This is a genomic window from Polaromonas sp. P1_E1_2, from assembly GCF_056406035.1.
The window spans coordinates 1-12,237 of sequence record NZ_JBFUAZ010000054.1; the positions used below are offsets into that span (position 1 = coordinate 1).

Here is a 12,237-nt window from a genome sequence, read left to right on the forward strand (position 1 = left end):
GCTTCCAGAGTTCGCCGTCGGCGGCTGCGGCCTTAAGGCCTGCTTCGTGCGCCAGCGCCAGCGGTACGAGGCGTACGCCTCGCGCTTCCAGGGTCACGGGTTCGACAAACGCCATGCTTACTTCTCTCCTTCGGGTTTTTGCCGGTTCCTCCAGCGTCGGGCCACTTGCAGCCCCAGGCCGCCGCCCAGGCCCACCAGCACGATGCCCGCGATGGCGCCGTTGCCGTAGCCGGCTTCAAAAATGTCGAAGCCGAGCAGATGGCCGGCCCAAAAGCCGAGAAGCGCGCCGCCGACAAAGCCGACCGCGTCCGACAGGCCTTCGATCAGCAGTGATTTTTGGTTCATATGAGTTAGCTCTAACTGGCGACAATAATTTTGCGGATTGGCTGCAGGGTCTGCGGATCTAGTTCATCAAGGACTGTGAGGGCTAGCCGAAAAGATTGTTGATTTTTCACAGTTACCTATATGTCACCGTACTGCACCTTGATCAGCTGCAATTCCGCAATAGGTTCTGTGATGTACATGTTGTTCAGCGATTGTTGCGCTGCATGAAAACCAGCTTCTCGAACAGGGTCACGTCCTGCTCGTTCTTGAGCAATGCGCCCACCAGCGGCGGCACGGCGACCTTGTCGTCCTTGCTTTGCAGGGCGTCCAGCGGGATGTCTTCGGCGACCAGCAGTTTGAGCCAGTCCAGCAACTCTGAGGTCGACGGTTTCTTCTTCAGGCCAGGCAGGTTGCGCACGTCGTAGAAGGTCTTCATGGCTGCGGTCAGCAACTCTTTCTTCAGGTCGGGGAAGTGCACGTCCACGATCTGCTTCATGGTGTCGGCGTCGGGGAATTTGATGTAGTGGAAGAAGCAGCGGCGCAAAAACGCGTCGGGTAGCTCTTTTTCGTTGTTGGAGGTGATGAACACCAGCGGCCGGTGCTTGGCCTTGATGAGCTCACGCGTTTCATACACATAGAACTCCATGCGGTCAATTTCACGCAGCAGGTCGTTCGGGAACTCGATGTCGGCCTTGTCGATCTCGTCGATCAGCAGCGCGACCGGCGTTTCCGAGGTAAAGGCCTGCCACAGCACACCCTTGACGATGTAGTTGTGGATGTCCTTGACCTTTTCGCCACCGTCCACGGTCGACAATTGCGAGTCGCGCAGACGCGACACCGCGTCGTATTCATACAGGCCCTGCTGCGCCTTGGTGGTGGACTTGATGTGCCATTGCAACAGCGGCAAGTTGAGCGCTTCGGCCACTTCCTCGGCCAGCATGGTCTTGCCGGTACCCGGCTCGCCCTTGACGAGCAGCGGTTTTTTCAGGGCGGCGGCGGCATTCACGGCCAGCATCAGATCCTGGGTGGCGACGTAGTTCTTGGAACCTAGAAATTTCATGTTCTTGGGGGGAGGAAGTGAAAATTGAAAGGGCGTTTGCGCGGGTTGCCGGCAAGGGGTGCCCGGTCTCGGCAGGCCCAGATATAATCCAAGGTTGTTTTATACGATGAATTCCCACCTGATTGTGCGCGCAAAATGAATAAGCTGTTCACCACGATATTCGCCGTAACTGTCTCTTGCGTGACGGTTGCAAGCCTTGCCCAGGAGATCAAGGGCGATGCCAAAGCCGGCGAAACCAAGAATGCCATGTGCATCGGCTGCCACGGCATCAAGGGCTACCAARCCTCTTTCCCCGAGGTTTACAAGGTCCCGATGATTTCAGGCCAGGGCGCCAAATACATCGTCGCCGCGCTCAATGAATACAAAAAAGGCGACCGCAAACATCCCACCATGCGCGCCATTGCCGATTCGCTGACCGACCAGGACATCGCCGACCTCGCCGCGCACTACAGTGCTGACGGTGTGGTGGCCGGCGCCGCAGAGCTGCCGGCCAAGCCGGCCAAAGAGCCAAGCGCGGAAGTCCAGGCCCTGTTGAACAAGGCCAACTGCGCGTCTTGCCACGGCGCCAACTTCAGCAAACCGATTGATCCGGCCTATCCCAAGATTGGTGGTCAGCATGCTGACTACCTGTTCGTGGCGCTCAAGGCCTACAAGACAGAAAACAACCCCAAGGTTGGCCGCGGCAATGCCATCATGTCCGGCATGGCCAAGCAGTACACCAATGTTGAGCTGAAGCAATTGGCCAACTACCTGTCGTCGGTAGACGGCGACCTGAAGACCATTCCGCAGAAAAAATTCCGCTGAACCGGAATCTTTCGCTCAACAAAAAAGCCGCTGTATCAGCGGCTTTTTTTATGGGCCCGGTCTGTATGCGTTTTCACCAGCAGGGGCCGCTGCGCATTACACGAAGTGAAAAGCGTGGGGGCTCAATCTCTGGTTGCCCTGCGCTGCACGCAGTCGATGTAGGCCGCGCCATCGGGCGGGCGTCCGGCGCGCTGGCTCTCCCAGACCATCTGCCCCAGGCAGTCCATGGTTTCGTGGTGCGCATCGTGCAGCGAGTTGCGTTTGGCCGTCAGCAGCTCGACGGCCTGGCGAATTCCGCGCGGCTGGTCGATGGAGCATTGCTCGCTGATCGACAAATGCATGGACAGATGCAAAAAGGGGTTGGTCTTGCCCGCTTCCACGTCGTACATTTTTTCGAGCGCACTGTCGGCGTCGGCAAAGTCCGCATGGTATTCGGGATGCTCTTCAATCCATTGACTTGCTATGGTTTCGATAGCCTCCATCGGTTGTCCGGCGAGGGCTTTGGCATAAACAGAGCAGAAAAACCGGCGTACGTCGGCTTGCGAGGGAGTGAACATGGTGAAAGGTTATCACGCAGAGGTTTTCCAACGCCGGCGTGGTGGTTTGCTTATCAGTGTTCGGGCCACGGGGCTCACCGGCCCTGTCCTACAGACAGTTTTTGCACCTCTGCCTACATTACGAATCACAGTGGCGCAGTTCCGGGGCAAGGCTACTTCATAACGACCCACAAGCCCGGCGAGGAGATTTCACATGAACGCAGCACGCATCACAGGCATTATCCTGATCGTTTTGGGCCTGGCCGGTTTCTTCACCGGCGGCTTCAGCTTCACCAAAGACACGACCGCCGCCAAGCTCGGCCCCATCCAGCTGACCGTGAAAGAAAAAGAGTCCGTCAACATTCCCCAGTGGCTCAGCCTGGGCGCCATCGTGCTGGGCGCAGTAGTCCTGGTCGTTGGCTTTAAAAAGTCATAGTCCCACGCTCTGTCCCACCCCAGCGGGGGCCGCGGGACTGGCTTTGCCAGACCGCAGGCGCCGTCCCCTAGAGGGGAGAACAGGCTACACGCAGTGAGCCTGGACAGGGGTGTACCTAAATCAACATGCGCGAGATTGCCCGCGCCGCCGCCAGCAGTTGCGGCAGCATCGTTTCCTGCATGGCTTTGGCGCTGGTGCGGTTGGCCTGGCCACTGATGTTGAGCGCTGCCACTGTCTGGCCGGCGCGGTTGGTGATCGGTGCGGCCATCGACACCAGTCCTTCCTCCAGCTCCTGATTCACCAGCGACCACCCCTGCTTGCGGGCCTGCGCGATCCTGGCCATGAGCTCCTTCACATCGGTCACGGTGTACTTGGTGCGTGCCGTCAGCTCTGAGGCCTGCAGGCATTTCATGATTTCGGCCTCAGGCAGGGCCGACAGCAGCATCCGCCCCATCGACGTGCAGTAAGCCGGCAGGCGCGAGCCCACGCCCAGGCTGATGCTCATGATCTTGTGCGTCGGCACACGCAGCACGTAGACGATGTCCGTGCCGTCCAGAGCCGCGGCCGAACACGACTCCTTGACCTCCGCGACCAGCGCTTCCATCACCGGCTCAGCCAGGTTCCAGATCGGCATGGAGGACAGATAGGCAAAGCCCAGATCCAGGATGCGCGGCGTGAGGCTGAACAGCTTGCCGTCGTTGTGCACGTAGCCTAGCGTCTCCAGCGTCAGCAAAATGCGGCGCGCGCCCGCACGGCTCAAGCCACTGCGACCGGCCACTTCAGTCAGTGTTTGCCGCGGTGCTTCAGTGCTGAACGAGCGTATAACCTCCAGCCCGCGCGCAAACGACTGGACGTAGGCGTCTCCGGGCTTCGGGCCGGTAATGGACGTGGATGCAGCGTTTGCCATGGTGATCAAAATCTCCTAGAATTCATTATACGAACTCTTGTTCTTATGTCGAACAATATTTAAGTGGTGGCTCAATGATTTCTGCAAGCCGCCCGCAGCTGGAGACTTTGGAATGATCAACAAAATTGCCGCCTCCGTCGCCGACGCGCTGGCGGATGTGAAAGACGGCTCAACCGTGCTGATTGGCGGCTTCGGCACTGCCGGCATCCCCAATGAGCTGATCGACGGCCTGATAGAGCAGGGCGCCAAAGACCTGACGGTCGTCAACAACAACGCCGGCAATGCCGAAACGGGCCTGGCGGCGCTGCTCAAGGCCGGGCGCGTGCGCAAGATCATCTGCAGCTTTCCGCGCCAGGCTGACAGCCAGGTGTTTGACGGCCTGTACCGCAGCGGCAAGCTCGAGCTCGAACTCGTGCCGCAAGGCAACCTGGCCGAGCGCATACGCGCCGCGGGCGCCGGCATAGGCGCCTTCTTCTGCCCCACGGGTTATGGCACCGAGCTGGCGCGCAACGCCGACGGCAGCGCCAAGGAAACCCGCGAAATCAACGGCAAGCAATACGTGCTTGAGATGCCTATCCGCGGTGACGTGGCCCTTATCAAGGCTGAGCGCGGCGACCGTTGGGGCAACCTCACCTACCGCATGGCCGCACGCAACTTTGGCCCGGTAATGGCGACCGCGTCGGAAAAGACGATTGCCACCGTGCACGAGATCGTCGAGCTCGGCGCGCTGGACCCCGAAGCCGTTGTGACCCCGGGCATCTTTGTCCATCACATCGTGAAGATTCAACGCACCGCCACGCAAGCAGGCGGTTTTAAAAAGGCGGCATGACCATGACCTACCAACGCCGTACCAAAGACCAGCTCGCAGCCCGCGTCGCGCAAGACATTTTTGACGGGGCCGTCGTCAACCTCGGCATCGGACAGCCCACGCTGGTAGCCAACCATTTGCCGGCCGGGCGCGAGGTTATTCTCCAAAGCGAAAACGGCATTCTCGGCATGGGACCTGCGCCTGCCGAAGGCGAGGAAGACTATGACCTGATCAACGCCGGCAAGCAGCCGGTAACGCTGCTCAAGGGTGGCTCCTTCTTCCACCATGCCGACAGTTTCGCGATGATGCGCGGGGGCCACCTCGACATCTGCGTACTGGGCGCGTTTCAGGTCTCGGCCACGGGCGACCTGGCCAACTGGAGCACCGGCGAGCCAGGCGCGATTCCCGCAGTGGGTGGCGCCATGGACCTCGCCATAGGCGCGCGGCAAACCTGGGTGATGATGGATTTGCTGACCAAGCAGGGCGCCAGCAAGCTGGTGCAGCAATGCACTTATCCGCTGACCGGCATCGCCTGCGTCAAGCGTGTGTACTCCGACATCGCCACGCTGGAATGCACACCGCAGGGTCTGAAGCTGATCGACACCGTCGAAGGCCTCACACACACCGAACTTGAAAAACTGGTGGGCCTGCCGATTGCGGCCGCCTGATCTCACTTCTCTCAACGCACACACACCATGACCCAAGCTTTCATTTGCGACGCCATCCGCACCCCCTTCGGCCGCTACGGCGGCGCCCTCAGCAGCGTGCGCACCGACGACCTGGGTGCGATCCCGATCAAGGCGCTGATGGCGCGCAACCCGAACGTGGATTGGCAGGCCGTCACAGATGTGATTTACGGCTGCGCCAACCAGGCCGGGGAAGACAATCGCAATGTGGCGCGCATGGCCGCCTTGCTGGCGGGCCTGCCCATGGACGTGCCGGGCTCCACCATCAACCGCCTGTGCGGCTCGGGCCTGGATGCCTTGGGCAGCGCCGCACGTGCCATCAAGTCGGGCGAGGCCACCCTGATGATCGCCGGCGGTGTCGAGAGCATGAGCCGCGCGCCCTTTGTGATGCCCAAGGCCGAGAGCGCCTTCAGCCGCGCAAACGCGGTGTATGACACCACCATCGGCTGGCGTTTCATCAACAAGCTGATGAAAGAAAAATACGGCGTTGATGCCATGCCCGAGACGGCCGAGAACGTCGCTACCGACTACAAGATCAGCCGCGAAGACCAGGACAAAATGGCGCTGGCCAGCCAGCTCAAAGCCGTGGCCGCACAAAAGGCCGGCTACTTCGACGCTGAGATCACGCCGGTGACGATTGCCCAGAAAAAGGGCGACCCCATCGTGGTGAGCAAAGACGAACACCCGCGTGAAACCTCGCTCGAAGCGCTGGCCAGGCTCAAGGGCGTGGTGCGGCCCGACGGCACAGTGACCGCCGGCAACGCCAGCGGCGTGAATGACGGCGCTTGCGCGTTGCTGCTGGCCGACGAAGCCACTGCCGCAAAGAACGGCCTTACACCCAAGGCGCGCGTGGTCGGCATGGCCACTGCCGGTGTGGCGCCGCGCATCATGGGCATCGGCCCTGCCCCGGCCACACAAAAAGTGCTGGCGCTCACCGGTCTCACGATGGCGCAGATGGACGTGATCGAACTCAACGAAGCCTTTGCAGCTCAAGGTCTGGCTGTGCTGCGCATGTTGGGTGTGCGGGACGACGATCCGCGCGTCAACCCCAACGGCGGCGCCATCGCGCTGGGTCACCCGCTGGGCGCCTCGGGCGCGCGCCTGGCCACCACGGCCGTCAACCAGTTGCACAAGGGCGGCGGCCGTTATGCGCTGGCCACCATGTGCATCGGAGTAGGGCAGGGCATCGCGGTGATTCTGGAGCGTGTCTAGCCCAGACCGTGACTGGGCATCCCCTCGCGCACGGGGGCGTCTGAGGCGATCGCCATTGCATGGACGGCCTGTGGTGAAATACATCCTCGGTTCCGGTCTGCTATTGTTTTAATAGCTGCTTGCGCCCGTCCCTTCTGGGTAACTGATGTTTTTCGCTTGAATCCATGGATTTCCCGCTGATCACCGACCCCTTTTTCTATGCGGTGGCGATTCCTGCCGTGCTGATGCTGGGCATCAGCAAAAGTGGTTTTGGGGCCGGCTTCGGTTCTCTTGCGGTTCCCGTCATGGCGCTGGCCGTCACGGTGCCCCAGGCCGCCGCCATCCTGATGCCTGTCCTGCTGCTGATGGACTTGCTGGGGCTGGCGGCTTTTCGCCGGGACTTCGATGTGAAGTTTCTGAAATTCCTGATCCCTTTTGGTTTGGTGGGAACCGTGGTGGGGGCGCTGTTGTTCAAGGTGCTGGACGCCAGGGTCGTGGCTGGGGTGGTGGGAATATTCACCTTGTTGTTTTTGGCGCAGCGACTGTTGTTCCCGCCCCGGCCCGACAGCCCGCCACCACCCAAGTGGCTGGGCGCCATTCTGACGGTGACCTCGGGCTTCACGAGCTTTGTGTCTCACGCAGGCGGGCCGCCCCTGAGCGCCTATGTGATTCCCATGCGCCTGAGCCCCGTGAAGTTCACGGCCACCATGGCCGCCTTCTTTTTTGTCATCAACCTTTCCAAGTGGATTCCGTATGCCTGGCTGGGTCTGCTGGACCTGCGCAACATGGCGACTTCGCTGGTTTTGCTGCCGCTGGCGCCACTGGGCGTGTGGATAGGCGTGCGCATGGCCCGGAGCATCAGCCCGGTGCTTTTCTACCGTCTGCTGTATGTCGGCATGCTGCTGACCGGGTGCAAGCTGCTTTGGGATGCTTTCCGTTAAAAACGCATGAAGCAGGTAGCGCAGGTTTTGATACCGCCCTGCAATTGCTTTACCGGTATTTCCCTTTCCCGTCTACTGCGGCCTGTGAAACCCGGCGCATCCGCTGGGTTGTTGCGGAGAGCCCGGGAATTTCACCGGCCTCTTCACTGCAAATTTCTGTGAGAATCGCTGGCATGAGAACAAGAAGCGCGCACCGCGGCTAACGCCCCTCATGACCACAGTCGTTTTTGCGGATCTTGTGGGCAGCACCAGCATGTTCGAACGGCTGGGCGATGAAACGGCATCGCACTTCGTGACCCAGCTCATCGGCGTGCTGAGCCAGGTCTTCCAGCAACACCAGGGGCGGGTGGTCAAGTTGCTGGGTGACGGCCTCTTTGTGGTGTTTCCCAACGAAGGTGACGCGCTGTCGGCCTGCATCAGCATCCAGAAACGGCTTCAGGAAAAACCGATCAAGCCGGGCGGCAGCGGCACCCCGGTACAGATGCAGATGGGTATCGAGTCGGGTGAAGTGGTTGAAATCGACGGCGACTGTTTCGGTGACACCGTCAATTCCGCCGCCCGGCTCGCAGACCTTGCGGGTGCCGCCCAGATCCTCACGACCGAAAACGTCTGGACTGCCCTGTTGCCCGCCCAGAGGGCATCCCTGCGCAGCATGGGCCCCATGTACCTGCGCGGCAGGGCTGAAGCCAGCCATGTCTACCGGGTCGAATGGCAGGCTGGCCGCGACGAGGATGCCACGATGGCCGGGCGTTCGATGTTCTCTTCACCCAGCCAGGCCTTCCTCGAACTCAGCTTTGCGGAGCAAACCGTCAGGCTGGATTCGAAAAGCAGCAAGCTGGCGCTGGGCCGGGCCGCCGATGCGGCGCTGACCTTGAACGACCCCCGTGTTTCGCGCATGCATGCCACCCTCGAATGGCGCGGCGGGCATTTTGTATTGACAGACGCTTCCWGCTACGGCACCTGGGTGTACCTGGGCAACCAGAGTGAGGCGGTGGTGCTGCGGCGCACCGAGTGCTACCTGGTTGGCAGCGGCCAGATCGTGCCGGGCTGCGAGCGTACCGACGAAAATGCCCCGCTTGTCACGTTTTCCATCAGGACCTGATCCGCGGAAGAGGGCGGATTCCGGACATTTTTCGCTGCATGATGCAGGCTAGAATCGTTTTTTGTTTCAAGACGTAGGCGTCCCCCACAGGCCCGCAGCACGGTTTCCGCCAGTTACGTCCATTTCCATTCCCTCATGAGTCTCAAGAAACTTGGCCGTTACGATCTCATCCGCGTCCTCGGCAAGGGGGCGATGGGGCTGGTGTATGAGGGGCGGGATCCCAACCTTGACCGCCGGGTGGCGATCAAGACCATCAAGGTCGAAAATCTGTCGGAAGAAGCCGCCGCAGAGTACGAAGTGCGTTTTCGCACCGAGGCCCGGTCTGCGGCGCGCCTGCAGCATCCRCATATTGTCAGCGTCTATGACTCCGACCGTGACGGCGACATTGCCTTCCTGGTCATGGAATTCGTCGACGGCGACGACCTCAAGCACCACCTGGACAAGGGCAACCTCTACACCCTGGAGCAGACCCTGGGCATCATGGGTGACCTGCTTTCGGCGCTGGATTACGCGCACAGGCAAAGCATCGTCCACCGCGACATCAAACCGGCCAACCTGCTGATCGAGACGAGCGGGCGTGTCAAGCTCACCGACTTTGGTGTGGCACGCATCCAGGATTCCGGCGAAGCCACCCGTACGCAGGGTTCCATGGTCGGAACGCTGAAATACATGTCGCCCGAGCAGGTGCAGGGCCGGCCGATTGACGCCCGCGCAGACCTGTTTGCCGCTGGCATCGTGCTGTATCAACTGCTCACCGGGAAGCGGCCGTTTGACGGTGACACCGACTTCGCCACCATCCAGCAGATCGTCGGGCATACCCCGGTCATGCCGGGTGCGTTCAATGCCCGATTGCCCGCTGCGCTGGATGCCGTGGTGGCCAAGGCCCTGGCCAAATCGCGCGACCAGCGTTATGCCAGCGCGCAGGAGTTCCTTGCTGCGCTGCAGGCCGCGGCACGCGAGGCGCCCGATATCTCGGTGGTTCCGACCGCCGTGCCGCCCGGGCCCGGCAGCAGTTCAACCTGGACTTCCACCATGCTGTCCGGCGAAGCGCTGGTTGACCAGCCGTCAGGCACCAGCGCCAACATCTCGGTCGTGACGCAGGAGCTCGAGCTCGTCTACTGGAAAGACATCAAGGAGTCCATGGATGTGGAAGACATCCAGGGCTTTCTGGCCAAGTTCCCGTCGGGTATCTATGCCGACCTGGCGCGCCGCCGCCTCAAAAAACTCGGCGTGCCTGGCGCAGACGACTCGGACATCGGCCGGCGCCTGGGTACCGGAACGCTGATTGTTCCGCGTCCCGATACACAACCAGCCCCTCCAGCGCCGGCCAGCGTATCCGCCTCCGGGACCGACACCGATATGGCCTGGAAGGCCCTTGAAGAGGCGGCAGCCAAGGCGCCTTTGCCGCCTCATGTGCCGGTGAAGCCCGCCGCCGATGACCCGGATGCCACGCGCCTGGGGACACCGGTGGTCGCTGCGGCGGCTCAGCCGGACCAGGAAGAGCATGATGCATCCACCGACTGGCCGGAGACCGTGTTCAGCGAGGCACCCGTGAGCCCGGCAGCACCTGAGCCTGCCAGCGGGCGGCCAACGCAAGGTGCAGCCGCAATTCCCGCCATGGGCCCAGCCGCGAATACCAACGACGCCGCACGGCCGCCGATAAAGTCAAAATCGGCACGGCGGCGCAGTCCCCTGGCGTCGCCCGGGGTCGCAACGACACCCGCAAAGGCAGCTTCACCTGCACCCTACCGCTACCTGGTGTGGGGTCTGGCGGGCCTGGTGGCGCTGGCCGTGATTGGCCTTGGATGGAAATCCCTTTCCGGTCGCGCTGCCCCTGCCGCCCCGTCTGCCATACCGGCCAATAAAGCGGCCAATATAGCGGCCAAGGCAGCGCCCGGCGCGGCGGTGGCCACGCCGGCAGCGTCCACTTCGCCCGTAGTGTCCGCGGCGCCTGCTGCAGCTGCACCCGCAGTGCAAGCTGCGCAGGCCCAGCCTGCGGCTTCGGCTGCCTCTTCTTCTGTGGCGCGGGCACCCCTGTCTGCGGCCTCCAGGGCGGCGCTTGCGGCTGCGGTCGCCACCCGAAAAGCTGCACTGGAAAAAGAGCGGCAGGCCAAGCAGGCTCAGCCCAAATCCGCCGCTACCCCTTCCCCTTCGGCGACCGACCACGCTGCCACGCCGGCGCCGCAGGCCGCGGCCGGCAATCCGCGGCAGGCCTGTGAAGGGCGCATCCTCCTCGGTTTCCAGATCTGCATGTCTGAGCAGTGTGCCAAGCCGGGCTTCGCCCAGCATCCGGCCTGTGTGGAACGGCGGGCCATGGAGCAGCGGCGGCGTGACGCCGAGCAGCAGTCGAACCGGTAATTGCCGTTCAATATCCCTGGACAGGCGGGTGCTATAAAATCAATAGCTGCTCGCGCCCGCTACTAAAGGCCTGGAGCTGTTTTTATTCGGATTCCTGGGCATGCCAGGCAGCAGGCCGGCGCTGCGCCTGTTGCTGGCGTTCCTGGGCCAGCTGCTCTTCCAGTTGTAAACGCCCCTGGGTGGCCACGGCGATGACCTTGGTACGGTCCTTGCGGTGCGGGTACATGCGTTCAAACAGCTCGAGGTTGTGCCGGCGAAAGCGCATCGCCGCCTGGCGCGCTTCGTGCGGCGGCTGGCCCAGCAGTTCCAGCACCGTGCGCGCGCTGCGCAGGCTGGACTCGAACACCTCACGTTCCACCTGCATCACGCCGCGGTCACGCAGCGCGTTCCAGTGCGTCACGTCACGCGCGCGGGCGACGATCTGCATCTGCGGAAAATGCTCGCGCGCCAGGTCGACGATCTTGAGCGATTGCTCCATGTCGTCGACCGACAGCACCAGGATTTTGGCTGTGGCCGCGCCGGCCGTGCGCAACAGGTCCAGCCGCGTCGCATCGCCGTAAAACACCCGGTAGCCGAAAGCCCGCACGGTTTCGACCATTTCCGCGTCGTGGTCCAGCACGGTGGCCGGAATGCCCTGGGCCAGCAGCATGCGGCCGATGATCTGGCCGTAGCGGCCGAAACCGGCAATGATGATCGGCGCCTCCTGCTGCTCGGAGATTTCTTCGAGTTGCGGCGTGTCGCAGCCGGCCCAGCGCGGCAGCAACAACTTGTCGACGGCCACCAGCAGCAGCGGGCTCAGCAGCATGGACAGTGCCACCGCGCCTATCAGCAGTGAGGCGATCTCAGCGGAAAACACATGCGCCCCGGCTGCTGCCTGGAACACGACGAAGGCGAACTCGCCGCCCTGCGCCAGCAGTACCGCGAACACCGGGCGTTCCTGGAAAGGCAGCTTCATGAGGCGCGCCAGGCCGTAAATCACCACCAGTTTCAAACCGAGGAAGCCCACCAGGATGGCGGCCATCAGCCCGGGCGATTTCCAGAGCACGCCAAAGTCGATGCTCATGCCGACGGCAATGAAGAAGAG

Annotated in this window: 13 protein-coding genes and 1 pseudogene; 8 read left to right on the forward strand and 6 right to left on the reverse strand. The window is 62.1% G+C overall.

The genetic code is table 11. The annotated features are described in order from the left end of the window. From AC1D1P_RS04975 to AC1D1P_RS04985, 3 genes and pseudogenes are all read right to left on the reverse strand, one after another. A pseudogene (locus AC1D1P_RS04975) lies at window positions 1-115 on the reverse strand (GNAT family N-acetyltransferase); the annotation flags it as partial. Window positions 116-117: 2 nt separating this feature from the next. After that, window positions 118-345 carry a hypothetical protein gene (locus AC1D1P_RS04980; protein ID WP_477668318.1) on the reverse strand — a complete coding sequence of 76 codons (228 nt, stop codon included), beginning with the start codon at window positions 343-345 and terminating at the stop codon, window positions 118-120. Between the two features lie 184 nt (window positions 346-529). After that, complete coding sequence (locus AC1D1P_RS04985; RefSeq protein WP_457282248.1) at window positions 530-1,384, reverse strand: AAA family ATPase; 855 nt, start codon at window positions 1,382-1,384, stop codon at window positions 530-532. A gap of 135 nt (window positions 1,385-1,519) precedes the next feature. Here AC1D1P_RS04985 and AC1D1P_RS04990 point away from each other — a divergent pair, with 135 nt between their 5' ends. Then, entirely contained in the window at window positions 1,520-2,188 is a 669-nt protein-coding gene (locus AC1D1P_RS04990) for a c-type cytochrome (RefSeq protein WP_477672264.1), read from the forward strand. A gap of 122 nt (window positions 2,189-2,310) precedes the next feature. Here AC1D1P_RS04990 and AC1D1P_RS04995 read toward each other — a convergent pair whose 3' ends face one another. Further along, a complete protein-coding gene (locus AC1D1P_RS04995; protein WP_477668316.1) occupies window positions 2,311-2,745 on the reverse strand; it encodes a DUF1841 family protein in 435 nt (144 codons plus the stop codon). A gap of 193 nt (window positions 2,746-2,938) precedes the next feature. On the opposite strand from AC1D1P_RS04995, the gene AC1D1P_RS05000 reads away from it, so the two are divergent. Further along, the gene (locus AC1D1P_RS05000; protein ID WP_457282237.1) at window positions 2,939-3,160 is read left to right on the forward strand and encodes a hypothetical protein; all 222 of its coding nucleotides are present in this window, start codon (window positions 2,939-2,941) and stop codon (window positions 3,158-3,160) included. 115 nt (window positions 3,161-3,275) lie between these two features. Here the strand turns inward: AC1D1P_RS05000 and AC1D1P_RS05005 are convergent, their stop codons facing one another. Beyond that, window positions 3,276-4,067: an IclR family transcriptional regulator gene (locus tag AC1D1P_RS05005; protein WP_477672265.1), complete on the reverse strand. Its 792-nt coding sequence runs from the start codon at window positions 4,065-4,067 to the stop codon at window positions 3,276-3,278. Window positions 4,068-4,179: 112 nt separating this feature from the next. Here AC1D1P_RS05005 and AC1D1P_RS05010 point away from each other — a divergent pair, with 112 nt between their 5' ends. The 6 genes from AC1D1P_RS05010 to AC1D1P_RS05035 all read left to right on the forward strand — a co-directional run bounded on the left by AC1D1P_RS05010 (window position 4,180) and on the right by AC1D1P_RS05035 (window position 11,153). Beyond that, complete coding sequence (locus AC1D1P_RS05010; RefSeq protein ID WP_477668314.1) at window positions 4,180-4,896, forward strand: 3-oxoacid CoA-transferase subunit A; 717 nt, start codon at window positions 4,180-4,182, stop codon at window positions 4,894-4,896. Beyond that, window positions 4,893-5,543 (forward strand): 3-oxoacid CoA-transferase subunit B, encoded by a 651-nt coding sequence (locus AC1D1P_RS05015; RefSeq protein ID WP_477668313.1) that lies wholly within the window; start codon window positions 4,893-4,895, stop codon window positions 5,541-5,543. The genes AC1D1P_RS05010 and AC1D1P_RS05015 overlap by 4 nt, the downstream gene beginning before the upstream one ends. Window positions 5,544-5,570: 27 nt before the next feature. Further along, window positions 5,571-6,773, forward strand: a complete 1,203-nt coding sequence (pcaF, locus tag AC1D1P_RS05020; RefSeq protein WP_477672266.1) for a 3-oxoadipyl-CoA thiolase — start codon at window positions 5,571-5,573, stop codon at window positions 6,771-6,773. 164 nt (window positions 6,774-6,937) lie between these two features. Continuing rightward, complete coding sequence (locus AC1D1P_RS05025) at window positions 6,938-7,693, forward strand: sulfite exporter TauE/SafE family protein (protein WP_477657778.1); 756 nt, start codon at window positions 6,938-6,940, stop codon at window positions 7,691-7,693. A 211-nt stretch (window positions 7,694-7,904) separates the two neighbouring features. Next, on the forward strand, window positions 7,905-8,795 hold the full coding sequence (locus AC1D1P_RS05030) for an adenylate/guanylate cyclase domain-containing protein (RefSeq protein ID WP_477672267.1): 891 nt from the start codon (window positions 7,905-7,907) through the stop codon (window positions 8,793-8,795). Window positions 8,796-8,930: 135 nt separating this feature from the next. Then, a complete protein-coding gene (locus AC1D1P_RS05035) occupies window positions 8,931-11,153 on the forward strand; it encodes a serine/threonine-protein kinase (RefSeq protein ID WP_477672268.1) in 2,223 nt (740 codons plus the stop codon). A gap of 82 nt (window positions 11,154-11,235) precedes the next feature. Here the strand turns inward: AC1D1P_RS05035 and AC1D1P_RS05040 are convergent. Beyond that, a partial coding sequence (locus AC1D1P_RS05040) for an NAD-binding protein (RefSeq protein ID WP_477672269.1) occupies window positions 11,236-12,237 on the reverse strand: 1,002 nt, incomplete at its 5' end.

Bases quoted from the DNA above. Each gene is read 5' to 3' on its own strand.
- AC1D1P_RS04985 (WP_457282248.1), bottom strand. From the start codon at position 1,384: ATGAAATTTCTAGGTTCCAAGAACTACGTCGCCACCCAGGATCTGATG.
- AC1D1P_RS05025 (WP_477657778.1), top strand. From the start codon at position 6,938: ATGGATTTCCCGCTGATCACCGACCCCTTTTTCTATGCGGTGGCGATT.
- AC1D1P_RS05015 (WP_477668313.1), top strand. From the start codon at position 4,893: ATGACCATGACCTACCAACGCCGTACCAAAGACCAGCTCGCAGCCCGC.
- AC1D1P_RS04995 (WP_477668316.1), bottom strand. From the start codon at position 2,745: ATGTTCACTCCCTCGCAAGCCGACGTACGCCGGTTTTTCTGCTCTGTT.
- AC1D1P_RS04980 (WP_477668318.1), bottom strand. From the start codon at position 345: ATGAACCAAAAATCACTGCTGATCGAAGGCCTGTCGGACGCGGTCGGC.
- AC1D1P_RS05000 (WP_457282237.1), top strand. From the start codon at position 2,939: ATGAACGCAGCACGCATCACAGGCATTATCCTGATCGTTTTGGGCCTG.
- AC1D1P_RS05005 (WP_477672265.1), bottom strand. From the start codon at position 4,067: ATGGCAAACGCTGCATCCACGTCCATTACCGGCCCGAAGCCCGGAGAC.
- pcaF (WP_477672266.1), top strand. From the start codon at position 5,571: ATGACCCAAGCTTTCATTTGCGACGCCATCCGCACCCCCTTCGGCCGC.
- AC1D1P_RS05010 (WP_477668314.1), top strand. From the start codon at position 4,180: ATGATCAACAAAATTGCCGCCTCCGTCGCCGACGCGCTGGCGGATGTG.